Source organism: Psychrobacter sp. JCM 18903, from assembly GCF_000586475.1.
Lineage (GTDB): Bacteria > Pseudomonadota > Gammaproteobacteria > Pseudomonadales > Moraxellaceae > Psychrobacter.
Genome location: NZ_BAWJ01000007.1, coordinates 100,522 through 125,868 on the forward strand (window position 1 = coordinate 100,522; position 25,347 = coordinate 125,868).

The window sequence follows — 25,347 nt, forward strand, 5'->3', positions numbered from 1 at the left end:
AGAATGCTTTCGTATTAAGGGCATGTTATAGACGTAAAATAATAATACATAAGCATTACTCAAGACCACAGCCACGCAAGATAAACGGCACTAAAAAGTCTGCCGCCCGCGCTTCATCCTGCTGATCGTACTCTCTCTTTTCCATCAAACCGACAATTTCTGTCTCAAATTCTGCATATCGCTGCGTCGTTGCCCAAATCAAAATCAATAGCTGTAAAGGGTCAGCGATGCCAATTTTGCCTTGCTTATGCCAAGTTTTCATCACTTGCGCCTTGTCTAGCGCCCACGCCTTCATGGTCGCCGACATAAATTCATGCAGATGCGGGGCACCGCCGATGACTTCCAGCGCAAATAATTTATGGCGATTGGGATGAGCAAACGCTTGATGCAATTTGGTACGGACAAACTTTTCGATGACCGTTTTAGGGTCACTATCGACACTCATAGCGACCAAGCCATCGTTCCACTCTTGAATAATAGAATGCAGCACTGCTTGGTACAGATTTTTTTTATTCTTAAAGTAGTAATGCACGTTGGCTTTTGGCAGCTCGGCTCTATCGGCAATACCTTGCATCGTCGCACCGCGAAAACCTTGCAGCACGAACTCCTCTTCTGCCGCCGCCAAAATGACGGTTTGATTGTGGGCGCGGATATCTTGCTGATTGCGCTGTACAGGCGCGTCAGACGCGGCTTGTGGTTCTATATCGTTATGTTGAGCCATGATAAATGTTACCTGTCATTATTGTGATGAATAGAGAGCCATATCCCAGCCAATAACTGGATTCATATGCTAATTTTTATGAAATATCACCAGTCTAAATAAAATATTTGCATAAAGTAGTTGACCAAATGGTCAGGTTTAAGCAGAATAGCTCATAGTAAACCAATTATTAATCGATAAATACTACTTTAGCATGAGATGTTATCGAGAGATGCTACTCCACTGCTTTTGTCAGAAAAGAAAAGGATGTCATAGTGAAATTATCTTTACAGCAGTTTAATGAGCTCTCAACAGCTGAGGCAATTTCACATCTATTGACCTGCTGTACCAGCACCCATTGGGCGCAGGCTTTAGAAAAAAAACGTCCTTTCGCTGATATATCTACATTACTTGCTCATAGTGATGATGCTTGGGCACAAGCACAGACAGCAGAAGCCCAGTTACTAGAGGCTTTTGATGGTCATCCACAAATCGGTAACGTCGACTCGTTAAAAGAAAAATACCGCAATACTCAAGACAGTGCTGCCCATGAGCAGTCTGGTGCCAATGATGCCAATGACGAGGTGATTGAAGCTTTGGCTCAAGGCAATCAAGATTACCTTGATAAATTTGGCTTTATCTTTATCGTATTTGCCACTGGTAAGAGCGCACAGCAAATGCTCGATTTATTGTTAGCACGCCTGCCCAATGATCGCGCTACTGAGCTGGTCAATGCGGCGGCTGAGCAAAATAAAATCACCCGCTTACGTTTACAGAAACTGCTGAGTGACGCTTAACGCATTCAGCCCATCTGACTCAATTTATATAAAAGGAATTATTATGTCAGGTACTCTCTCATCGCATATTTTAGATACCCATTTGGGCAAACCAGCCGCTGGTATTGCCGTGACGCTAGATCGCGTAAGCGCAACTGGCGAGGCATCTCTATTAGCCAATGGCGTCACCAACGCGGATGGACGCGTGGCACCAGATAGCTGGTCGTTTGACCCAACGATTGATATTGCTGAATATCACTTAGATGTTGGTCGTTATACCTTAACCTTTGATACGCAGTCTTATTTCGATGCACAAAATCTCACGGCTTTTTATCCACAAGTAGTCATCGATTTTATGATAAGTGATAACGGTCACTATCATGTACCGCTACTGCTTAGCGCACATGGCTACAGCACGTATCGCGGCTCTTAGTTTTTGACATCACTATATAAAAACACATCATAAAAGAACGTCGCCATAGCAAAACGCGTCGAAAGATTGAAAAAAGCTGAACAAAAGAAAATTGTAAAAAGGACATTTGCAACATGGGCGCTTATTATCTCGATTGGTTTAACTTATTTTTTCGCTGGTTCCACGTCATCGCTGGCGTGGCATGGATTGGTGCGTCTTTTTACTTTGTTTGGCTAGATCTTAGTTTACGTAAACCACCACAGTGGAAAGCTGACAAAGGCATTTCAGGCGACTTATGGGCGGTACATGGTGGCGGCTTTTATGAAATTGCCAAATACAAGCTTGAGCCCGAAGAGATGCCAAAAACCCTGCACTGGTTTAAATGGGAAGCTTATACCACTTGGCTGACGGGTATGGCGATGCTCTCTATCGTCTATTATGCCAATGCGACTGCTACTTGATTGATCCCAGCAAAGTCGATTTTGGTAGTAGTATCGGTGCCATCTCGACCAGTTTGTTATTTTTATTCGGCAGCTATTTCATTTATGAAGTAATTGTCCGCAGCCATTTGGGAAAAAACTCGTTCATTTTTAGCACCATTATTTTTATCTTATTAATCATCGCCTGCTGGGGTTCTTATCAGTTATTTAGTGACCGAGCTTCGTTTATTCATATCGGTGCTATCTTAGGTACTGTGATGGCAGGTAATGTGTTCTTTGGCATCATGCCCGCTCAACGAGCGCTGGTAGAATGCGTGAGGCGTGGCGAAAAACCAGGCAAAGAAGTAGCGGACTTGGCACTACAAGCAAAAAACCGCTCGCTGATGAACAACTATTTTACCTTACCGCTGATCTTTACCATGATTAGCAACCATTATCCGATGATGTACTCTCATGCTCACGGCTGGTTGGTATTGGTATTTGTGGGTATCATCACGGCTATTGTACGTCACTATTTTAACCAAAAGCATTTAGACAATCATAAGCCGCGTTATTTGGTCATCCCTGCTGTCTTAACTGTATTATTAATTATTTGGATGCGCCCAGAACCAATTGAGCCATTACCTGTTGTCACTGCTGCAACCGCTGCTGAAACGGCGACACCAGATAGTGTACCACCAACAACTGATAGTGCAGCCGACGGTTCTACTATAAGCACTGATGCCGCCTCAAATGAAAATATCACTGCCGATGTCGTACCAGTAACTGCTTCTGCTGATGATGCCATTATGGATGTCGTGCACACGCGCTGTAGCACGTGCCATGCCGCTCAGCCTACTCAGCAAGGATTTGCCGCGCCGCCAGCTGGTATCATCTTGCAGACACCAACCGACATGAAAACTCATAAAGCAAAAATCGTCACTGCTGTACAAACAGGATATATGCCACTGGGTAATCTCACAAAATTGACGGATGAAGAACGTCAGCAAATGGTGGCTTACGCATCGGGCTTATAGATAAAGGTCGTAGATAAATATTACATGAATCCAAAGTTACGCCTTATTTTGCTTTAGTTGACTTAAGTTGCTTTAAAATATTTAGGATATATGGACAATGACCAAAAAAATAATCAGCGATTTCAATCAAGACGCCTACCCTCGCGACTTAAAAGGCTATGCTGACAAGCCGCCAAAAGCCAACTGGCCAGGCGGCGCTAAAATCGCTGTACAGTTCGTCCTCAATATCGAAGAAGGCGCAGAAAATAGCGTGATTCATGGTGACGGTCAATCAGAGCGGTTTTTATCGGATGTCTTAGGTACGCCAGAGTTTAACAATCGTCATCAGTCGATTGAGTCGGCATTTGAGTATGGTAGCCGTGTGGGTGTTTGGCGAGTATTAGACACTTTTAAAGAATACGGTTTGCCTATTACGACCTTCACTTGCGCTGCTGCTGCCGAAAAAACGCCGCATATTATCGAGCGCATATTAGAAGATGGGCACGAAATCGCCAGTCACGGTCTACGCTGGATTACTTATCAAAATATGTACCGCGAGACCGAGCGCGAGCATGTGCGCCGTGCCACTGAAATATTCGAGAGCATGATCGGCGGTCAGCCGCTCGGTTGGTACACGGGACGAGATAGCCCCAATACTCGTGAGTTGGTCGCCGAACAAGGTGGCTATATTTATGACTCAGACTCTTACGCGGATGAACTCCCTTACTGGCTCAATGTCAAAGTAGAAGACGGTAATAAAATCGCTCGTAAGCCGCATTTGGTCATTCCCTATACCTTAGAGACCAATGACATGCGCTTTGCCTCAAGCCCAGGCTTTACCAACGCCGAGCCTTTTTATCAATATTTAAAAGACAGCTTCGATACCTTATACGAAGAAGGCGCACACACACCCAAGATGCTGACCATCGGTTTGCATTGCCGCATCATTGGTCGCGCCGGTCGCATCATCGCCCTCAAAAAGTTTTTGCAATATATCACCAGCAAGCCCGATGTGTGGGTATGCCGCCGTGATGACATTGCCAAACACTGGTATAAAAACCATCCAGCCACTGCCGATAACACTGCGAACTGGATGTAACCATACGTTTAGACACAAATTTATTGCGGCACAATACCACTAAGGAACATCAACGATGTCAACAAAGAGTACATATTACGCACCAACTGGCGGATTACCTCCACAAACACAACTATTATCAGATCGCGCTATCTTCACCGAAGCTTATGCCATTATTCCCAAACGTGTACTGACCGACATTGTTATTAGCTATCTGCCGTTTTGGACAGGTATGCGCATGTGGGTGCTTGCACGCCCACTTTCAGGTTTCTCTGAGACCTTTTCACAGTATATCGTCGAAGTTGAGCCTAATGGCGGCTCAGAAAAGCCTGAGCTAGATGCAAACGCTGAAGGTGTTATATTCATCGTTGAAGGCGAAATGGACATGACTATCGAAGGCGTGTCACATCATCTTGAATCGGGTGGTTATGCATTCTTACCACCTAGCTGCAAATGGTCGCTAAAAAACAATAGCGACAAGCACGTTAAATTCCATTGGATTCGCAAAGCTTATCAACACTGTGAAGGTATTGATGTGCCTGAAGCCTTTGTTACTAGCGATCACGATGTTGCAGCGATTGAGATGCCAGGTACTGATGGCGTATGGGCAACCACCAGATTTACCGAGCAGTCGGATATGCGTCACGACATGCATGTGAATATCGTCACTTTCCAACCAGGTGGCGTGATTCCATTCGATGAAACACATGTAATGGAACATGGACTGTATGTCCTAGAAGGTAAAGCGGTCTATCACTTAAACGGTGAATGGGTAGAAGTTGAAGCGGGTGACTTTATGTGGCTACGCGCATTCTGCCCACAATCTTGTTACGCTGGCGGACCTGGTCCATTTAGATACTTACTATACAAAGACGTGAATCGTCATATGCCGTTTATTCGCCCAGCACGATAAGCCCTGCGCAATAACAATAATAACCAGAACAACAAGCCATTCAGAACGATGAGCAATATAGCGGCATAATCGTTCATTCGAATATGTCATTTATTCCCAGATGTTGATTTAATTCGCGTACGGGCTTATGGCAAAGTGGCTCATAGCAATTATAAACAGTGATCACCAAAAGTAAGGCAAAGTCATGAGTACTCTTATGAAGACTACGATCGTTGCAAGACCTTTAACCAAAGCTGAGTTCGCGCCCTACGGCACCGTAATCGAACCCTATGACAAGGAAGCGCAGACGCCTGAAAACAGCTACCATATCAATAAAGGCTATGCCTGCCGCCATCATGCCATCGCTGAAGCCAAACTTGACGGCGGCGATGTCGGCATGAGTATCTTCCGCGCCAAAAAACGTGAATTTCCTATTGCCTTATCGGTCATGGAATATCATCCGTTTGGCACGCAAGCGTTTTTTCGATGAATGGTCAGGATTATATCGTCATCGTTGCGCCTGCTGGTGCGCCGCCACAGTCTGCGGATGATTTGACCGTGTTTTATGTGCAATCTCATCAAGGTGTGCAATACGATGCCAATGTCTGGCATCATCCGCTACTTGCCCTCGGTTGTGACTCTGATTTTTTGGTGATAGATCGTATCAATGGCGAAGGCAAAAACTGTTATGAGCTTGATATAGAGGATTGGCAGGTGCAAATTGAACTTGCCAGTGAGCACTTTTCCGTTTAATTAGGGTCTGTAAACGAGCTGTTAACCATTTATAAACATAAAGCCAGTTAATAAAGATTAGCTGGCTTTATGTTTATGAATTTGGGATCCATCCTATATAAATAATCATCTTCCAAAACACAGTGCCCATTTAACAGCAGTAGCAAAACATCTACATAGGCTACTTGCCTTTTATGTACTATCGTACTAGAATACTGAAACGAAGTAAGCTTCCCTTTTCTTTTCCATTAAGATGAATGTTATGAGCACAGACCCTTATCAAAGCTTATTAAGCCATTTAGCCAGTTGTCATGACAGCACGGCTATCGACCTGCTATTCAGTGCGCTATTGACGGAAAGAGAGCAGCAGGAAATTGCGAATCGTATCCGCATTTTTGACTTGCTTGAGCGCGGTGTCACCCAGCGCGAGATATCCGAGCAGCTAGGTGTCGGTATCGCTACCGTCTCGCGCGGCGCCAAAGCCATGCAAGTTCACGATGTGAGTGCCTTACTAATGACTCATAGACATGACTCATAGAAAAAATTCATAAAAGACACAGCTGAAAAGGCCGCCTAATTAATTAGAAACTAGAATTTTAATTTGTCTTACTTTTTATTTGATCAATCATTGAACCAATTTGGATATTGTTATGACCTCTCCTAATTCAAAACCTAACCAACCTGCTGCTATTGATATCCCTAGTAAACCACAGCGCATTAAACTCACTCAGGATATTGATTTCTTTGCGTTGTTCAAACGTATTGAGCGCGCTTTTGAGACCTGCTATTTGCTCGAATCATTGGGCGAAGATGGACATATGGCGCGTCATCATGCGATTGGTTTTGATCCAGTGATGACCATTGCCGCCATCGATCGTACAACCCTCGCGATTACTGATAATAAAACCGCTGAAACCACTCATTATCAAACGGATAATCCTTACGAGCTACTGCGCAAAATTACGCCGCAGCACGTCATTGCTCGCGACCAAAGCGGTGGTCTTGTCGGTTATTTGGGTTACGACAGTGTCAATTTCTTTGAGCCTAGTCTCAATGCTAAAGCGAGCGATGACTTTGAACCGTTTAAATTTGGCGTATATTTGGATGGTCTAACGCTCGATAAGATGACCGGTGAGATTTTCTACTTTTATTATCCAACTGCGCAGCAAGAAAATCGCATCGAGCAAATCAAAGCGCTACTTGATGAGCAAATTCCAAGCTACGAGCCGCCTACAGTTGAGTTTTTGGGTGATGGCATGAGTCAAGAGGAGCACGCTAAAGCGGTCATGCAAGTCAAAGAAGACATCATCTCGGGGCGTATCTTTCAGTGTGAGGTTGGCTTTAAATCCAAATACCGTATTGCCGGCGACAAGATGCCGATTTATGAAAAGCTGCGTGCGGTCAATCCTTCACCGCATATGTATTTTATGAAATTTGCCCAGCAATGCATCATTGGAGCGTCACCAGAGCTGCTATTTCGCTTGCGTCAAGGTGAGATGGAAACCTATCCACTGGCAGGCACCGCCAAGCGCGGCATCGATGTCATCGAAGACCGTCAACTTGCTCGCGCATTGCTTAACGATGCCAAAGAGATTGCTGAGCACAATATGCTGGTCGATTTGCATCGCAATGATATCGGCCGTGTGGCACAATTTGGTACGGTAAAAGTACGTAGTCTCATGGATATCAAACGCTTCTCGCATGTGCAACATATCTCGTCTGAAATCGTCGGAATTTTGCATCCTAATGAAGATATGTTTAGCGCCCTTGCCAGCAACTTCCCCGCTGGGACGTTGTCAGGCGCACCGAAAGTTGAAGCGATTAAAGTTATTAATGAGCTAGAACCAGATGGTCGCGGTGCTTATGGTGGTGCGCTTGGATCGTTTAACTTTAATGGTGACTGTATCTTTGCCATTCCTATTCGCAGCCTATTCATCAACGGCGAGTCTGCCTATGCGCAAACCTGTGGCGGCAATGTCTATGACTCCAATCCTGCTGATGAATATCTAGAAATTCAGCGTAAGCTTTCTGCCATGAAAGTAGTCTTAGACAGTTTTATGAACCCGTAAATTGCTTATATTTTGCCAAAGAGTTGATAACCCATGAATGTTTTAATTATAGATAACTACGACTCCTTTACCTTTAATCTTTACCAATATATCGGTGAGATTTTGCAGACGATGGACGGTGATAAAGCCGCGAACGTCATTGTTAAACGTAATAATGAGATAACGTTAGCAGATGTACAGGCAATGAATCTTGACCGCATTATCATTTCACCGGGCCCTGGCGCTCCTGACGACCCTGCCTACTTCGGTATTTGTGCCGAAGTGATTGAAGTCATGGGTAAGACGACGCCGCTATTGGGTGTCTGCTTAGGTATGCAAGGGATTGCGCATGTGTTCGGCGGCGATGTGGTACGGGCGAGCGTGCCGATGCATGGCAAGGTATCCTCCATTCGCCATGATGGCGCGGGTGTCTATCAAGGCTTGCCACAAGAGATTGAAATCATGCGTTACCACTCCTTGATGGTAAAAGCGGATACCTTACCAGATTGCTTGACTGTCACAGCTGTCGTCGCCAATAATGCTCATGCTGAGTTAAGCCTAACCGAATCTGCGCTAGCAGGTGAGGAGATTATGGGACTACAGCATAAAGACTATCCCATTCAAGGTGTGCAGTTTCATCCAGAGTCATTTGCAACGGAAGGTGCCAAACGCTTGCTGACGAATTTTTTACTACAAGTGTAAATCTTGATGCTTAAGTTTGGGGGATATGACACCAAAGGGTGATAAGCTAAAGACATAAACTAAAAACAAGCGTACCTCTAACTCAAATAAGTTGAATTTTATGTCTAACTGACTTGTGTTCGAACTTAATTAACGCTTTAATGATAGATTGAAAAAATAAACAAAAGACAGCCCTTACTCGGGTTGTCTTTTGTTATTTCAGCACAGTAATGAGTGATGAGCGACGAGTCAAAAAAAACACCCTTAGCTAAAAAACTGACATAGCTTATTGTTTAGATTTTCTAGAAAATAAAATAGAGAGCGATATGGCAAATACCGATGGCGTAATGTCAGCACGGCAGTCATGGATAGGCACCATTCAAATCATCACGGCGGCGGTCTGCTGGGGTACCTTGGGATATTCTCGACTTACCTCAATCAAATCGGCTTTAGTGGCTGGCAGATTACGATCTTACGTATCGTAACCGCGGCTTTTCTTATTCTTGTCATGCTACCAAAACTATGGCCGCATCTTATCAAGCTTCGTCGAAAGCAGTGGCTTGGACTGGCATTGCAGTCTTTGATTGGCGTACTTGGTATGTCGGTATGCTACTTTTTTGCTGTGATCTATGTCGGTGCTGGGCCTGCGGTTGCCTTGCTTTATACTGCGCCTGTTTTTAGCTTATTGTTTTCGGCATTCTTGCTTGATGAATCTATCACTCGCCAGTCGGCATTACTGGCGCTCATGGCGGTATTTGGTGTTGGATTGACGATGTTGGGTGAGCAAGCACAAGTCAACTGGGGCATCCTATTAGGACTGCTAGCAGGCGTCTGTTATTCCTTATACGGGGTACTGGGCAAGCGCGCGATGCACGATGCTCACCCTGCGCCTTTGGTGTTTTTTACCTCTATTATCATCAGTGCTGGTGTACTGCTATTATTACCTGAAACCTATCAAACCTATGGGCGGTTATTGAGCTTACCTTTACATACTTGGGGCTATGCCTTGGGGTTGTCTTTGATTGGAACCGTCGTGCCCTTTGCCCTTTATATGAAAGCATTAGAGAAACTACCTGCCACTCGTGCATCAGTATTTACGATTTTTGAGCCATTGACTGCCATTGCCCTTGCCATACTATTACTGCATCAATCCTTATCTTGGATTCAATATGTGGGCGTGGTATTAATCTTACTGGCAGCTTTATTTAATGCCATATTAAACGGCACTGCCACTCGCGTACCACGCTGGCTAAAAAGACGACAAAGAATTTAGTGGTGACTTTTGATTGTTTTAAATAGTTTTATATCTGTATTATCAAACGAAAAAATCCCCAACTATAATTAATAGCTGGAGATTTTTTATTGGAACGTTACTTTAGAGCAAAGCATTGACATCATAGACAGTTGCTAAACAACTTGGAATGTCTTGATAATATTACTGTTCAATACGCTGCAAAAAGGCCTGCGTACGTGGATGAGTAGACACTTCGAACATCTGCTTAGCACTACCTTCTTCGACCACATGACCATCCTCAATTAACACCACATGATCTGCCACATCACGAGCAAATTTAATCTCATGAGTCACAACGACCATCGTCCAGCCTTCAGATGCCAGTTGCTTCATCGTGCCCAGTACATCTTGTACCAATTCAGGATCGAGCGCAGACGTTGGCTCATCAAATAATAATAATGACGGCTCGATAGCCAGTGCACGAGCAATGCCGATACGCTGCTGCTGACCACCAGATAGCTGGAACGGATACAGATCTGCCTTATCCGATAAGCCTACTTTATCAAGTAATGCCAGTGCCTGTTCGCGTGCTTGCGCCTTAGTTTGCCCTTGCACTACCGTCGGCCCAAGCATTAAATTCTCAATCGCGGTCTTGTGTGGAAACAAGTTATAAGATTGAAATACCATGCCTGATTTACGCTGCAGCGCCAGTAATGTTTTTTTCTTAGGCTTAGTAGCGAAGTCGACCGTTAAGCTACCATCATCAAAAGCAATGACGCCTTGATCAGGAATTTCCAGCGCATTCAAGCAGCGTAAAAAAGTGGTTTTACCAGACCCTGACGGTCCTAATATCACCACTACCTTGCCTTTTTCGATGGTCAAGTCGATGCCTTTAAGCACTTGATTGCCACCAAAGGCTTTGTGAATATTAGTGACTTGAATCATAAAGCGTCCTGTTGTACTGATATCTGTTTGCTAATAACACACGCTTTATCGACGCGGTATTACCATCCTATACTGCCCCTATTATCAAGGGTTTATTTCGCCACATAGCGATCAAGTCTGGTTTCAAGCTTACCTTGAATAAAGGTTAAGAACAGACAAATACCCCAATAAATAATCGCCGCTTCGGTGTAGACCAACATAAATTCATAGTTACGTGCGGTGATGATTTGCGCCTGCTTAAATAGCTCAGTCACCAATACCAATGACGCCAAAGACGTGTCTTTTACTAGGCTAATAAAGGTATTGGATAACGGGGGTACTGACACCCGAAGTGCTTGCGGCAAAATGACATGACGAAAGGTTTGTAGATACGTCAAGCCTACCGTCGAGCCTGCTTCCCACTGTCCTTTTGGAATGGACAAAATAGAGGCACGCACCGTCTCCGATGCATACGCGCCAATATTGAGCGAAAAGGCAATAATCGCTGAGGGAAAAGGATCAAGCTTTACCCCGATACTTGGCAAGCCGTAGAAAATAATAAATAGCTGAACCAGCATTGGTGTCCCGCGAATGGCGGACACATAAATACGCGCAAGTCTATATATGATTTCATGGAACCAGCCAGCACGCGGTACGATACGAATCAGCGCTACTGTCAGCGCAATAGCCATACCAATCGCAAATGAGATCAACGCCAGCGGTATCGAATAATAAATACCGCCTTTAAGCATTGGCCAAAATGAATTGATGACAATTTGCGCCCGCGCAGGATCCATAAATGGTAGTAGTGCCAGTAACTCAGCTAGCATTGACGTGATAGACGCTAGCATTATTTTTGTTGACTTATATCAGCACCAAAGAACTCTTCGCTAAGCTTGGTCAGCGTCCCATCGGCTGCTAATGCAGCCATTGCTTCATTCAATTTTGCCACCACAGCGTCATCCCCTTTGATGAGTACTAAACCTGAACCAGTCTGCTCACTCGCAGGCGCTGTCAGTTTGATCTCAAGTGCTGCATCTGGGAATTTTTTGAGATAATCCAATACTGCCAGATTGTCATTCATCGTGAAGTCAGCACGGTCTTGCTTAACCAGTTGAATCGCTTGCGCCATACCATCGACAGGGACGATTTCTGCGCCGTAGCGTTCTGCAAGCTCACCATAGTTGCTGCTTAGTGATTGCGCAGTACGCAGACCTTTTAAACCTTCCCACGAGCTATAACGATTGTCATCAGTCGGTGCTAGTACAACCGCGCCCGACCAGCTATACGGCATGGCTTTGTCATACTTAGCCAAACGCTCAGGCGTGGTCAAGCTTACTTGATTGGCCACCATATCGAAGCGTTTTGAGTCAAGACCTGCCAGCATAGCATCCCACTGGGTCTCTTTAAATTCGACGTCTACGCCCAGTTTATCCGCAACCGCACGTGTCACTTCGACATCATAGCCAGTTAGCTTGCCACTCTCATCATGATAAGTGAATGGCGGATAAGTACCCTCTGTACCGACGTTGATGGTGCCACCATTATTGATACGTTGCAGTAAATCAGAGCCACCCGTCGCGGCACTGTCTGTCGCATTGGTTTCTGCTTCATTGGTAGTAGACTGACCACAAGCGGCAAGTAGCATAGTACTGGCGGCAAGTGCTAAAAGAGTACGACGTTTCATAAGACGTCCTTATAAGAGTGAATGAATAATGCAAAAAGGTATCGTGCCAATAAAACCATAGCAACAAATAAGGATAAGACCAGCACAGACAAATACTATAATAAAGTATTTGCGCCGCATTATTTAGCTTTGGCTGCTCGATTTGAGGATGATCAGCATATTTTTCAATACTGTTTCTATATTATCTTTGAATTTTTGGACATTTTTTAGGTAGATCTTAACGTTATTATTGCCGATTAAATAGCCATTCATTCATATACTAGCGCACTTCAGAAAGAATAAACGTACAAAAACAGTGAGCATGCGTAAGACTATTATAATTCACCGGAGAATTGATAGCGATCGCCTGCATGCCACATCTTCACAAAGGTCAATACTCGACCTGCTGAATACGTCTGACGACGCAATACCAATGTCGGCGACTGCGGTGCGATTTGCAGTAGCGCAGCTATCTCATCTGGTGCCGCCAGTGCACGAATGGTATAGCTACCGCGCTCTAGTGGACTTTTGGCAATGAGATAATCACTGGTGTTGACCACACTAAAATCCTGCTCAATAAATTCTGGCACCTTTTGTGCATCCACCCAGCGCTCTTCGAACTGTATGGGCTGACCATCCGCAAAGTGAATGATTTTTACCTCGTATAAAACATCAACGTCGCTACTACTATCTGCGCCAGTACTGTCATCCATTACGGTTGTATCAGCGTTTGTATTAGAAGACACAGCTACTTTATTAATATCAAATTTACGCCGTAATTCATCATCCAACATCGCAGCCGTAAGTATGCGTTTACTCACCACTTGCGCCTGATAATCACGATTGGCAGATTTTAAATCCTGCGCGATATTGCGCACTTCTACAAAAGTGTGATTGAACTGCTGTTGGGCGACAAACGTCCCCGACCCTTGCCGGCGCTCTAGCACTCGCTCTTCGCTCAGCTCTTTTAGGGCGCGATTGACCGTCATACGCGATACGCCAAATTCTTTTGCCAACGCCATTTCTGTAGAAATTGCATTGCCCGCTTGCCATTTACCCGAGTGAATATTGTCTAATATGGCGTTTTTTATGCGCTGATATGCCGGAATCGTCTTTGTCATGTCCGTGTTTAACCGTTAGTTTCACCAATAATAATAGCGCCATAATATCACGAGATAACGTCATGAACCTTGTCAAAACACTGTGACATTTATCTATCTACCAAAACCCTCACAAAAATAATTGAGTCATTTATAAAAAATTGCTTGCATGAAAAAAGTATCTTTGATAATTTGTATATACAACTTTACGACAGTGCTAAAAAATCTGTGTAATCTAATCGATGTTTCGCTGAATTTATAGACTGACTGTAAAACACTTACTTTGATTACTTTATCGTCTTAACAGATATCACAAGGATATGATAATGACTACTAACCATGGAACCAATAAAGAGACTAAGCTGACTCGTCGTGATGAGAGCCGCGAAATCGCCGCGCCCACTGGCAGTACTCTACATTGTAAAAGCTGGCTAACCGAAGCACCGTATCGCATGCTGCAAAACAATTTGCATCCTGATGTGGCCGAAAACCCAAAAAGCCTCGTGGTCTACGGTGGTATCGGACGCGCAGCCCGCAATTGGGAAAGCTACGATCAAATCTTAGCGTCATTAAAAGAATTGGAAGACGATGAGACGTTGCTCGTGCAATCAGGCAAGCCAGTTGGCGTGTTTCAAACGCACGAAAATGCACCACGTGTTTTGATTGCAAACTCTAACCTTGTGCCGCGTTGGGCAACGTGGGAGCATTTCAATGAGCTCGATCGCAAAGACTTGATGATGTATGGTCAAATGACAGCTGGTAGCTGGATCTATATTGGCACGCAAGGCATCGTGCAAGGTACATATGAGACCTTTGTGGAAGCAGGTCGTCAGCATTATGACGGTAGCTGGGCGGGACGTTGGATTTTGACCGCGGGTCTTGGCGGCATGGGCGGTGCGCAGCCATTAGCCGCGACTTTTGCAGGTGCAACCTCACTGAACATCGAGTGTCAGCAATCTAGTATCGATTTCCGCTTGCGTACTGGTTATGTCGATAAGCAAGCCGATGATCTCGACCATGCTTACGAGCTCATCAAACAGCATACCGACGCAGGTGAAGCGGTCTCTATTGCCCTACTTGGTAATGCAGCAGACATCTTACCTGAGATGGTCAAGCGTGCGCACGATGGTGGCATGAAGCCTGATTTGGTCACCGATCAAACCTCAGCACATGATTTGATCAATGGCTATCTACCAAGTGGCTGGACAGTGGAAGCATGGAAAGCTGCCCAAGAAGATTCAGGGCAACATGCAGCACTAACTAAAGCTGCCGCTCAATCTTGTGCCGTACACGTACAGGCGATGCTAGATTTACAAGCGATGGACATTCCAACGACTGATTATGGTAATAATATCCGTCAGGTGGCTTTTGATGAAGGCGTTAAAGATGCCTTTAATTTCCCAGGTTTTGTCCCCGCTTATATTCGTCCGCTGTTCTGCCAAGGTAAAGGCCCATTTCGCTGGGTGGCGCTGTCAGGTGATCCAGAAGATATCTACAAAACCGATCAAAAAATCAAAGAGCTGTTCCCTGAAAATACCCATATTCATCGCTGGTTAGACATGGCAAAAGAGCGCATTCAATTCCAAGGCCTGCCTGCTCGTATCTGCTGGTTAGGATTGGGTGAACGCGATAAAGCTGGCTTAGCATTCAATGAAATGGTCAAAAACGGCGAGCTAAAAGGCCCTATCGTCATTGGTCGTGACCATTTGGATACGGGCTCGGTGGCTAGTCCAAATCGCGAAACAGAAAGTATGAAAGATGGTTCAGATGCGGTATCTGATTGGGCATTATTGAATGGTATGCTCAACGTCGCAGGCGGCGCAACTTGGGTGTCATTGCATCATGGCGGCGGCGTTGGCATGGGTTACTCGCAGCACTCAGGCATGGTCATTGTCGCAGATGGCACTGATGCCGCTGCCAAACGCTTGGCGCGGGTACTGGTCAATGATTGCGGCTCAGGCGTTATGCGTCATGCGGATGCAGGTTATGAGCTGGCGATCAAAACAGCGAAAGATTATGGTCTAAATTTGCCGATGGTTAAGTAGCATACTATTTATCCTTATAAGTGATTACTTGACATAAGGATATCATCGACATTTTATCAAGGAGGATAATGTGATTGAGCAAAATACGACACTAAATCTCAAGGATGCAGCAGCAACACCAACTGAAGCACTACTGTCTAAACCTGTAGCGTTACTGCAACTGATAGTCTTTAGTGCTATCGGCTTGGTCATGTTTTTTGTGCCATTTACCATTGGTGAGAAAAGCACGATTTTGTTCGATCATGGGGCAACTTATCTGGTCACTCAGCAGCATACATTGTCTGTGACGTTGTTGTTTTTACTGATGATCTTTGGGGTAAGCAAGCCATTTATAGACGGCTCATGGCGTAAAAACATCACCCACATGATTATGACTGCTTTTAAAATCATTGGTCTGATACTGGCAGTGATGTATGTTGCTGACGTAGCGCCTGCCTTTATGATGAAAAAGGACATGCTGCCGTTTTTGTTTGAAAAACTGGCATTACCAGTCGGTATGATTGTACCGCTTGGCGCATTAATTTTAGCATTTTTGGTGGGTTTTGGTTTGCTCGAGATGGTCGGTGTGCTCATGCAGCCGATCATGAAACCTATCTGGAAACCCCAGGTTCATCAGCGATTGATGCGGTCGCATCCTTTGTTGGTAGCTACTCTATCGGGCTGCTCATTACTAATCGTGTCTACTTGCAAAAGCAATATTCAGCGCGCGAAGCCATTATCATTGCGACTGGCTTTTCGACCGTATCAGCGGCATTTATGGTCATTGTTGCCAAAACGCTTGGTCTAATGGAGTTTTGGAACCTGTTCTTTTGGTCTACGCTAGTGATTACCTTTATCGTCACTGCGATTACTGCTCGTATTCCACCATTAGCCTTGTTGATGATAGCGTTGAACGTCCCACTTTAGACCATAAACGTGGTACACGTCTGGCGGCAGCATTTGATTTGGGTTTGTCCACTTCACGCCGTGCCACTGACCTAAAAACAATCTTATGGTCTAACTTTCGCGATGGGCTGACGATGGCAGCGGCGATTGTGCCTTCTATCATCGCGGTTGGCTTGACAGGATTGATATTAGCAAAGTATACGCCTGTATTCGATGCTTTAGGCTTGCTTCTTTATCCATTTACATGGCTTAGCGGCTTACCAGAGCCTCTGGTTGCCGCCAAAGGTATGTCAGCGGGATTGGCTGAAATGTTCTTGCCAGCACTGCTCCTCAGTGAGGCTGATATATTGACTCGCTATGTTGCAGGGGTCATCTCTATTAGCAGCGTGTTGTTTTTCTCTGCCATGATTCCTTGTGTGCTTGCCACTGAAATACCATTATCTGTCGGCAAAATGGTCATTATCTGGTTTGAGCGTGTGGTACTCAGTATTTTATTGGCTGCCGCATTCGGACATCTAGCCATGTACTTCAACTGGATTGGCTAAAGAAACAAATTTAATAACAGGTATTACGTTAACTAAAAACATTTAAAAAACGTCATTTCAACAAAGACATGAATCAAAAATAATATAACCCATATGTCTTACAATACTAGGATCACCCTATGAACGATATCAAACAATTAATGCTACACCCTCGCCAGCTTAGCTTTAAGATGCTACGTGATATCTATGAGCAGCCTGTCATATTGACATTAACTGAGAGTGCTTATGAGGCCATCGATGCCTCACATGAAGATGTGCGTACCATCATTGCACGAGACAAAAGCGCATATGGTATCAACACTGGTTTTGGCCTGTTAGCAAAGACCCGTATCAGTGATGATCAGCTTGAGCTACTTCAGCACAACTTGATCGTTTCTCACTCAGTGGCACTGGTGACGCACTTCCTGCCGGCGTGGTACGACTGATTATGGTGATGAAAGTGGCCAGCCTAGCACAAGGCGTATCAGGCGTACGCCGCGAGGTAGTGGACAGCTTACTTGCCTTAATCAATAATCAAATCACGCCAAACATTCCGGCAAAAGGCTCAGTTGGTGCTTCTGGTGATTTAGCGCCTTTATCACACATGACGCTTGCAATGATGGGTGAAGGTGACGTGTTTGTCGCTGGCGAAAAAGTGCCTGCAGCAGAAGCGCTAGCTCAACATGGACTTGAGCCAATTACCCTAGCAGCCAAAGAAGGCCTCGCACTTATCAACGGCACGCAAGTCTCAACCGCATTGGCATTACGGGGTTATTTCTTAGCGCGTGATTTGCTTGAGACCGCCACCATTGTAGGCTCACTGTCGATTGATGCTGCCAAAGGCTCGGATTCACCATTTGATGCGCGTATTCACGAAGTACGTGGGCATCATGGTCAAATTGAAATCGCCAAAGCACACCGTCAACTCATTAAAGGCAGTGCGATTCGCGCCTCGCATGATGGTGAGCAGGATGACCGAGTACAAGACCCTTACTGCCTGCGTTGTCAGCCGCAAGTCATGGGTGCCTGTCTTGATATCATCAATCAAGCAGGAAAAACCTTATTAATAGAATCTAATGCGGTGACCGACAACCCACTTATCTTTAATAACGAAGATGGTCCTGTAGCCATATCAGGAGGTAACTTCCATGCTGAGCCAGTCGCTTTTGCCGCTGATATTCTGGCCTTGGCAATCGCGAGATTGGTTCTATGTCTGAGCGCCGTGTCGCTTTGCTAATCGATGCGACGCTGTCAGGTGGTCTACCGCCGTTCTTGGTCGACAATGCTGGGGTAAACTCAGGCTTTATGATCGCCCATGTGACCGCAGCCGCACTGGCATCGGAGAACAAATCTATCGCTCATCCGGGTAGCGTTGACAGTATCCCAACCTCAGCCAACCAAGAAGATCATGTGTCAATGGCGACCTATTGCGCACGCCGCCTATACGAGATGGTACAGAATACTGCCACCATTATCGGTATTGAGCTATTGGCTGCCGGTCAAGGGATTGATTTTCATCGCGGATTAGAGACTTCAGAGCCTTTAACAGTGGCACACCAGAAACTGCGTGAGAAGGTGACTTTCTATGACAAAGATCGCTACCTAGCGCCTGATATTGAAGCGGCCAAGCAGTTGGTATTAGACGGTACGCTTGCTGAGCACTGGCAGTCATTACGTAGCGACTGGTATGAGCCTAAATAAGCGTTAGATAATTGAAAGGAATTAGCAATGGCCATGACGATAATTAGCACAACCGTGAGTCATACAGCGGCTGACATGACACTATGGACAGGCCGTGCAGAGCCATTTGAGACGGCGCGTGCCCGCTACTGGTATCAGCTCGCAAAGCCTTACGAGGATCAAAATATTGGGCTAATTGGCTTTGCTTGCGATCAAGGGGTTAGCGCAATCAAGGCCGCGTGGGTGCACGAGCTGCCCCGCCTCTGATTCGCCGAGCGTTTGCGACACTGCCGGTCATCGCTGAGTTGCAAAAACGTTTTGATGGTCAATTATCAACATTGCTAGGTGATGCAGGCGATATCTATTGTCATGACGATGATGACTTTGCTGCGCACACTCTTGAGCAAGCTCAGCTCAAATATGCGGATAAAGTGAGCGCTATCGTCAAACAAGGCGGCTTACCCATCGGGCTTGGCGGTGGTCATGCCATCGCTTATGGTAGCTTTTTGGGATTGTGGCAGGCATTAGAAAATGAAAGCGAAGCAAATGCCACGCTACCATCGGCATCATTAATTTTGACGCCCATCTTGATATTCGTCAATCTGATGTGGCGACTTCTGGTACACCGTTTCGCCAAATTGCCGAGCATCTTGACGCACATGTTCAGCCCTTTCATTATTGCTGTATTGGCGTCAGTCGGTTCTCTAACACGGCGGCGCTGTTTGATCGCGCCGAGCAATTGGGCGTGCATATCATCAGTGATGAAGACTGCCATTATCAGCCTCGGCAGATACTTGCCGATCAGGTTATAAGCTTCATCAATCAAGTTGATGTGGTTTATCTGACCATTGATATGGACTGCTTGCCTGCCAGTGTTGTGCCTGGTGTGAGTGCCCCAGCTGCTTATGGCATTGAGCTTGGTTTTGTTGAACGCATGGTAAAAACCATTATGGCTACTGGTAAAGTAAAAATGGCCGACATTGCCGAGATTAATCCCACCTTTGATATTGATGCGCGTAGCTGCAAAGTTGCGGCAAGACTATTAGCGACTATTATAGAGCAGCATTTACTGACTCTACAAATAAAGACTTATGAATAAAACTTTAAAGATGAATTTTATATATTCACCTGACTATCAGTATTAAGCAGGAGCTTATTATGAACAACTCTAGCGCACAGATACTCGACAAATCTATCAATACTACAGATGATAAAGACATCCTAACATCGTTTGACCACATCATTATCAATGCCAATCTTGCGACTTTTTCAGTGCAGTATGGTTTTGGCATGTATACAGATGAACATACAAATAGCATCCCATATGGTCAATTAAACAATGCTGCTATCGGTATTAAAAATGGCAGCATTGCTTGGATTGGTGAGCACAATCAAATCACTGCTCATCTGACTCACTATCAAGACCACCAAATCACAGACGTAGATGGTAAATGGATAACTCCTGGACTTATCGACTGTCACACTCATATCGTCTATGGTGGCAATCGCAGTAACGAGTTTGAGGCACGTTTGCAAGGCGCTAGTTATCAAGACATTGCGGCACAAGGTGGCGGCATTGTCTCAACTGTCACTGCCACCCGCGCTGCCAATATTGAGTCGCTATTTGCACAAAGTGAGAAACGCTTAATAGCACTTATGAAAGAAGGCGTCACCAGTATCGAAATCAAATCGGGCTACGGCTTAGATTTAGACACGGAACGCAAAATGCTCACGGTTGCTCGCCAGCTTGGTGACAAGCACAATATCCATGTGAGCACCACTTATCTAGCAGCGCATGCCCTACCACCTGAATACAAATCTCACATACAGGACCGCTCGGATGACTATATCGAGCAAGTGTGCGAGTGGCTACCAATCTTGCATTCAGAGGGCTTGGTCGATGCGGTCGACGGCTTTTGTGAAAATATTGCCTTTAGCACTGAGCAAATCAGACGCGTTTTTGAGGTGGCACGCTCATTAAACCTACCAGTCAAACTGCACTCTGAGCAATTATCTGACATAGGTGGCAGTGCCTTGGTTGCCGAATATAAAGGGCTATCAAGCGACCATTTAGAGCATTTATCAGAAGACGACATCAAAAAAATGGCGGCCAGTGATACCGTTGCAGTTCTATTGCCCGGTGCATTTTATACCCTGCGGGATACCAAATTGCCACCGATTGAGGCATTACGCAGACACCAAGTACCTATGGCTATTTCTACTGACTGTAATCCTGGAACCTCACCGCTTACCTCATTATTGCTTGCGATGAACATGGGCTGTACGCTGTTTTACTTAACGACTGAAGAGGTACTGGCAGCTCAACCGTTCATGCAGCACAAGCATTAGGGCTACCTAATAAAGGGAAAATAGAGGTTGGCTGTGATGCAGATTTGGTCTTATGGGATATCGCCCGCCCTGCGGATTTGGCTTATCAGATGGGACTAAACCCTATTAACGGCATTATGGTTCAAGGCAAGTGGCGTGAGACGGTATAGCGAACTTATCTAACTACTCACATTAAAAAAGCCCCAATCATTCAATGACTGGGGCTTTTTTAAAAATAAATGCACAGCTTTGCTACCCCATTTTCAAAAAACTGAGTAGCAAGAAAAACGACTATTAGCGATATCTGTCTATCTATCTGTATGTCTAACTTACTTAGCTATTTCTTAAACTTATTGTTAAATACACTGCCAGTATTGGCATCAACATTTAGCCAAACGATACTATTACCTTTGAGAATATCAGTTTCATAATAGGATGCATGATCACTATAATCTCGGTCGTTTTTAAACTCAATCTCGATAACACGACCGCCCGATTGTTTTTCAGCAATTTTCATTGCCTGTTTAACATCAATCTTCGCTTGTTTAAGCGCCTTATAATCGACCAGATCATCACTGTCTAATCGTTCCACATCCGTACTGATCACTCTACCATTCATGCGTCGACTTTGATTTCATAGTTTCGGCTACTGGTTACAAATTCCATCTCATACACACCGCCTTGCGCTTTATCATCATCGTGATCAAAGCTGGCGCTCATCAATAGACCAGATGCTTTTTCGCCGCAATATTTATTGCTTGTTGTAAGCTTATTCTGCTGGCTTTGGCGGCTTGCACCTCACTTGCTAGCGGTTGCTGTGCAGATGCATAGATTGTCGTAGTCAACATAGCCGCACCCACTACTACTGCAGCACGAGTACCCAAAGTCGTTAGCGAAAATGGCTTGAAAATCTTGCTCATAACGGTCTCCACAAAATTAATCTTATTGAGTGTTCTAAAATTATTATCTTTTAAAAAACACACATTATCAATAGGTCAATCGTATCACTTTATAAAAACCACTTTGACTGTTCACGGTAGGGTTCATCCATAAAAAACGCGCCTATCGTTAAAACAGACGCGTTATTCGTTAGTAGGTGGCTATGATAAAAGTGCTTAGTTTAAAATACCGTAAGCAACCAATGCATCGGCAACTCGTTTAAAGCCAACGATATTGGCACCAGCCATATAGTTGATATAGCCATTATCTGTTTGACCATACTGTTCTGAGGCGTCAGCTGCGCAGTCATGGATATTTCTCATGATATTCTTGAGGCGCAAGTCGATTTGCTCAAAGCTCTTATACTGACGGACTGAGTTTTGTGACATCTCAAGTGCAGAGACTGCTACACCGCCCGCGTTGGCGGCTTTACCTGGGGCATAATGCACGCGGTGCAAACGAATATAGTCGATGGCTTCAGCAGTCAATGGCATGTTGGCACCTTCGACAACGTATGTAATGCCATTTTCAACCATGAGCTTGGCATCTTCTTCATTGACTTCGTTTTGCGTTGCTGATGGAATTGCGATATCGCCTTTGAATTGCCACGGCTTTTGCTTCGCAAACCACTCTCCACCATAAACATCGACGTACTCAGCCAACGGTTTGCTTTTTGCTTTTTGCGCCTTGAGCCAATCAATTTTTTCTTGATTCAGACCCGCTTCATCATATAAAGTCCCTTGTGAGTCTGACACAGTGACGACGATGCCACCCAGCATATGGCTTTTTCAGCAGCATGTAATGAGACGTTACCAGCACCTGAAACCAATACTCTCTTACCTTTGATATCGTCATTTTGCGCCGTAAGCATGTTTTCTAAGAAATACACCGCGCCATAACCTGTCGCCTCAGTACGCATCAAACTGCCACCGAAGCCAACGCCTTTACCTGTCAAAACGCCGCCGTATTCGTGCGTTAAATTCTTATACATAGCAAACATATAGCTGACTTCACGCCCACCCACGCCAATGTCACCAGCGGGCACATCGATGTCTTTATTCACATAGTGATGTAGCTCACGCATAAAGGCATAGCAAAAACGGCGGATTTCACTGTCTGTTTTGCCTTTGGGATCAAAATCAGAGCCACCTTTACCACCGCCCATTGGCAATCCAGTCAAAGCGTTTTTGAATATTTGCTCAAAGCCTAAAAACTTCAACACAGATTGGTTGACAGTCGGATGAAATCTCACGCCACCTTTATAAGGACCTAAGGCATTGCTGAACTGGACACGCCAGCCGCGGTTAACCTGAACTTCACCTTGGTCATTTTCCCAGTTAATACGAAAAGCAATAACGCGGTCAGGCTCAACGAGGCGCTCAAATATTTTAAAAGTATCATATTCTGGGTGGGCGTCGTATAACGGCGCAATCGTAATTGCAACTTCTTTTACCGCTTGAACGAATTCAGGTTGATGGGCGTAACGCGCTTCGACTTTTTCGATGGCCTGACTGATACTCATATCTTTTCCTTAGGGTAAAAATGGTGATCGTGCTTACTTACACCGATGTCACATCGTATGACAACAAACGAGAGGATTGTAGACACTGGTGTAAAACTGAAATTGCCCCGACACGCTGGCTTGTGTAGAGACAAATGGGATTAAAAAAGCTGACTGAATTTATGCCTAGATGCCACATTCAGAGACAAGAACATTTTTTATCCCATAATATATATCACTTTTGAGGCGTATAAGTCTAGTAAATATCACCATCATGAAAAGTTATAAGCAATTTTTATTGGCACAGTCTAGAGTGCGCCTTTGCATCGCACCTTGAGACGCCGACTGATGAGCTTACAGATCTCATTGATTGTGCTAAAAATAGTCCTGTATTACTAAAAAATCTTCGTTTTACTAATCTCTAAATAAATCAAATATTAATGGAAATTTGTGTATTGATAACCGTTAAGTAAAGACGAAAGGTCAATAATCAGCACCAAACGGTATAAAAAACCCAAAAACTTGGCTTTTTGCTTGAGCCGATGTATATCAATATTAACAGCAAGGGTTTATAATAGCCGACTTAGTCAACATTTATTCTCCACCATTACTAACTGTTATTTTATCAATTGAATAACCCGTCATAGAGAAAGCGATATGCGTACAGATTCATTCCAGCAAATCTTGGAAGACCTAAACAGCTCATCAGCCGATGTTGAAGCATCTGCTTATTTCTAACGATGGTCTGATGATTGCCTCAGCCCTACCAACGGGCGTTGATGAAGACCGTGTTGGCGCTATGTCAGCGGCTTTATTGTCATTGGGTGACCGCGCAGGTCGTGAGTTGGCACGTGGTAGTATCGATCGTATTATGATTCAAGGTGAAAAAGGCTACGTGATTATGACCTCATCTGGAGATGAAGCGGTACTTACTATCATGGCAAAACCAAATGCAAAACTTGGTTTGATATTCTTAGATATCAAGCGTGCCTCAGAAGCCCTTGCAAAACTTATCTAATTGGTAAATTTGGATTTTTGTCGATAACACATTTTTTATTATTTAATGTCATATAGCACATAGCACGACTGATAAATATGACTTTAAATCAAAATGAGGTGACTGTCTCATAAAAAATATTTAAGATGGCACACATTATTTGTATGGAATAATAGCCTGATAAATATTGGGACGACGACTGAGCTGAAAGGCAACATGATGTTATCGACAACTACCACACCAGATTGGCTTTTTAATCATTATAAATATAACGATAAATAAAGGAGATTACGATGGGTTCTCCAATCCCTGATGCACATAAGCCTGATATGCCCGCTGAGCAGATTACTCTGACTTATTATGATGGTACATCACGGACTGTCTATGATACTGGTATTGAACGCCCTTATCCTGATGGCAAGCTGATTGTATCGCGTACCGATTTGGATGGTGTGCTGACTCACGTCAACGATGCTTTTGTCGAAATCAGTGGCTACAGCGTTGATGAGCTTATTGGTCAGCCACAATCTATTTTACGCCACCCTGATATGCCAAAAGCCGCTTATAAAGATTTGTGGGATACCGCAGCGGCTGGGCAAAAATGGCATGGCTACGTTAAGAATTTATGCAAAGATGGTAGTCACTATTGGTCTATGCGACCGTTGTGCCAAACATTCGTCGCGGCGAAACAGTGGGTTATACCTCGGTACGCCGTAAGCCATCACGTAGCAAAATCGAAGCTGCTATGGCTCAGTATGCCCAAATGAATC

At 44.7% G+C, this 25,347-nt stretch carries 20 protein-coding genes and 6 pseudogenes; 18 read left to right on the forward strand and 8 right to left on the reverse strand.

The window, feature by feature from the left end:
• Positions 1-55 precede the first annotated feature (55 nt).
• Positions 56-721, reverse strand: coding sequence for a TetR/AcrR family transcriptional regulator (locus TT12_RS06610; protein ID WP_045453214.1), 666 nt, complete (start codon positions 719-721; stop codon positions 56-58).
• 254 nt (positions 722-975) lie between these two features.
• Between TT12_RS06610 and uraD the strand changes: the two genes are divergently transcribed.
• The 10 genes and pseudogenes from uraD (at position 976) to TT12_RS06660 (ending at position 10,027) form a co-directional block, all read left to right on the forward strand.
• The gene (uraD, locus tag TT12_RS06615) at positions 976-1,497 is read left to right on the forward strand and encodes a 2-oxo-4-hydroxy-4-carboxy-5-ureidoimidazoline decarboxylase (protein ID WP_045453217.1); all 522 of its coding nucleotides are present in this window, start codon (positions 976-978) and stop codon (positions 1,495-1,497) included.
• Between the two features lie 43 nt (positions 1,498-1,540).
• Positions 1,541-1,909, forward strand: coding sequence for a hydroxyisourate hydrolase (gene uraH, locus TT12_RS06620; protein WP_045444443.1), 369 nt, complete (start codon positions 1,541-1,543; stop codon positions 1,907-1,909).
• 113 nt (positions 1,910-2,022) lie between these two features.
• Positions 2,023-3,344 (forward strand): annotated as a pseudogene (locus TT12_RS06625) (urate hydroxylase PuuD).
• A 97-nt stretch (positions 3,345-3,441) separates the two neighbouring features.
• Positions 3,442-4,422, forward strand: a complete 981-nt coding sequence (gene puuE / locus TT12_RS06630) for an allantoinase PuuE (RefSeq protein ID WP_045453220.1) — start codon at positions 3,442-3,444, stop codon at positions 4,420-4,422.
• A 55-nt stretch (positions 4,423-4,477) separates the two neighbouring features.
• The gene (locus tag TT12_RS06635) at positions 4,478-5,314 is read left to right on the forward strand and encodes a bifunctional allantoicase/(S)-ureidoglycine aminohydrolase (protein WP_045453223.1); all 837 of its coding nucleotides are present in this window, start codon (positions 4,478-4,480) and stop codon (positions 5,312-5,314) included.
• Between the two features lie 196 nt (positions 5,315-5,510).
• Positions 5,511-6,046: pseudogene (locus TT12_RS19090) on the forward strand (ureidoglycolate lyase).
• A gap of 241 nt (positions 6,047-6,287) precedes the next feature.
• Positions 6,288-6,563 carry a Trp family transcriptional regulator gene (locus TT12_RS06645; protein WP_045453365.1) on the forward strand — a complete coding sequence of 92 codons (276 nt, stop codon included), beginning with the start codon at positions 6,288-6,290 and terminating at the stop codon, positions 6,561-6,563.
• Between the two features lie 112 nt (positions 6,564-6,675).
• Entirely contained in the window at positions 6,676-8,094 is a 1,419-nt protein-coding gene (locus TT12_RS06650) for an anthranilate synthase component I family protein (RefSeq protein WP_045453225.1), read from the forward strand.
• A 33-nt stretch (positions 8,095-8,127) separates the two neighbouring features.
• The gene (locus TT12_RS06655; protein WP_045453228.1) at positions 8,128-8,775 is read left to right on the forward strand and encodes an anthranilate synthase component II; all 648 of its coding nucleotides are present in this window, start codon (positions 8,128-8,130) and stop codon (positions 8,773-8,775) included.
• A 343-nt stretch (positions 8,776-9,118) separates the two neighbouring features.
• A complete protein-coding gene (locus TT12_RS06660) occupies positions 9,119-10,027 on the forward strand; it encodes a DMT family transporter (RefSeq protein WP_243443448.1) in 909 nt (302 codons plus the stop codon).
• Between the two features lie 162 nt (positions 10,028-10,189).
• On the opposite strand, the gene TT12_RS06665 is transcribed toward TT12_RS06660, so the two are convergent.
• The 4 genes from TT12_RS06665 to TT12_RS06685 all read right to left on the reverse strand — a co-directional run bounded on the left by TT12_RS06665 (position 10,190) and on the right by TT12_RS06685 (position 13,699).
• On the reverse strand, positions 10,190-10,933 hold the full coding sequence (locus TT12_RS06665; protein ID WP_045453231.1) for an amino acid ABC transporter ATP-binding protein: 744 nt from the start codon (positions 10,931-10,933) through the stop codon (positions 10,190-10,192).
• 92 nt (positions 10,934-11,025) lie between these two features.
• Positions 11,026-11,763 (reverse strand): amino acid ABC transporter permease, encoded by a 738-nt coding sequence (locus tag TT12_RS06670; RefSeq protein ID WP_045444414.1) that lies wholly within the window; start codon positions 11,761-11,763, stop codon positions 11,026-11,028.
• A complete protein-coding gene (locus tag TT12_RS06675; protein WP_045444411.1) occupies positions 11,763-12,599 on the reverse strand; it encodes an amino acid ABC transporter substrate-binding protein in 837 nt (278 codons plus the stop codon). The genes TT12_RS06670 and TT12_RS06675 overlap by 1 nt, the downstream gene beginning before the upstream one ends.
• A gap of 314 nt (positions 12,600-12,913) precedes the next feature.
• Positions 12,914-13,699, reverse strand: a complete 786-nt coding sequence (locus TT12_RS06685) for a UTRA domain-containing protein (protein ID WP_045453237.1) — start codon at positions 13,697-13,699, stop codon at positions 12,914-12,916.
• 305 nt (positions 13,700-14,004) lie between these two features.
• Here TT12_RS06685 and hutU point away from each other — a divergent pair, with 305 nt between their 5' ends.
• From hutU to hutI, 6 genes and pseudogenes are all read left to right on the forward strand, one after another.
• Entirely contained in the window at positions 14,005-15,723 is a 1,719-nt protein-coding gene (gene hutU, locus TT12_RS06690) for a urocanate hydratase (RefSeq protein WP_045453240.1), read from the forward strand.
• A 70-nt stretch (positions 15,724-15,793) separates the two neighbouring features.
• Positions 15,794-16,510: a hypothetical protein gene (locus TT12_RS16895; protein WP_243443449.1), complete on the forward strand. Its 717-nt coding sequence runs from the start codon at positions 15,794-15,796 to the stop codon at positions 16,508-16,510.
• 22 nt (positions 16,511-16,532) lie between these two features.
• Complete coding sequence (locus TT12_RS16900) at positions 16,533-17,153, forward strand: hypothetical protein (RefSeq protein WP_243443450.1); 621 nt, start codon at positions 16,533-16,535, stop codon at positions 17,151-17,153.
• A gap of 170 nt (positions 17,154-17,323) precedes the next feature.
• Positions 17,324-18,833 (forward strand): annotated as a pseudogene (hutH, locus tag TT12_RS06700) (histidine ammonia-lyase).
• 33 nt (positions 18,834-18,866) lie between these two features.
• A pseudogene (gene hutG / locus TT12_RS06705) lies at positions 18,867-19,911 on the forward strand (formimidoylglutamase).
• 59 nt (positions 19,912-19,970) lie between these two features.
• Positions 19,971-21,310, forward strand: a pseudogene (gene hutI / locus TT12_RS06710) (imidazolonepropionase).
• Positions 21,311-21,477: 167 nt separating this feature from the next.
• Here hutI and TT12_RS06715 read toward each other — a convergent pair.
• From TT12_RS06715 to gdhA, 3 genes and pseudogenes are all read right to left on the reverse strand, one after another.
• Positions 21,478-21,759, reverse strand: coding sequence for a PepSY domain-containing protein (locus TT12_RS06715; protein ID WP_045453243.1), 282 nt, complete (start codon positions 21,757-21,759; stop codon positions 21,478-21,480).
• Between the two features lie 100 nt (positions 21,760-21,859).
• A complete protein-coding gene (locus tag TT12_RS06720; protein WP_045453247.1) occupies positions 21,860-22,060 on the reverse strand; it encodes a hypothetical protein in 201 nt (66 codons plus the stop codon).
• Between the two features lie 195 nt (positions 22,061-22,255).
• Positions 22,256-23,601 (reverse strand): annotated as a pseudogene (gene gdhA, locus TT12_RS06725) (NADP-specific glutamate dehydrogenase).
• 727 nt (positions 23,602-24,328) lie between these two features.
• On the opposite strand from gdhA, the gene TT12_RS06730 reads away from it, so the two are divergent.
• Both TT12_RS06730 and TT12_RS06735 read left to right on the forward strand, forming a co-directional pair.
• A complete protein-coding gene (locus tag TT12_RS06730; RefSeq protein WP_243443452.1) occupies positions 24,329-24,598 on the forward strand; it encodes a roadblock/LC7 domain-containing protein in 270 nt (89 codons plus the stop codon).
• 272 nt (positions 24,599-24,870) lie between these two features.
• Positions 24,871-25,344: a PAS domain-containing protein gene (locus TT12_RS06735; RefSeq protein WP_243443453.1), complete on the forward strand. Its 474-nt coding sequence runs from the start codon at positions 24,871-24,873 to the stop codon at positions 25,342-25,344.
• Positions 25,345-25,347 lie beyond the last annotated feature (3 nt).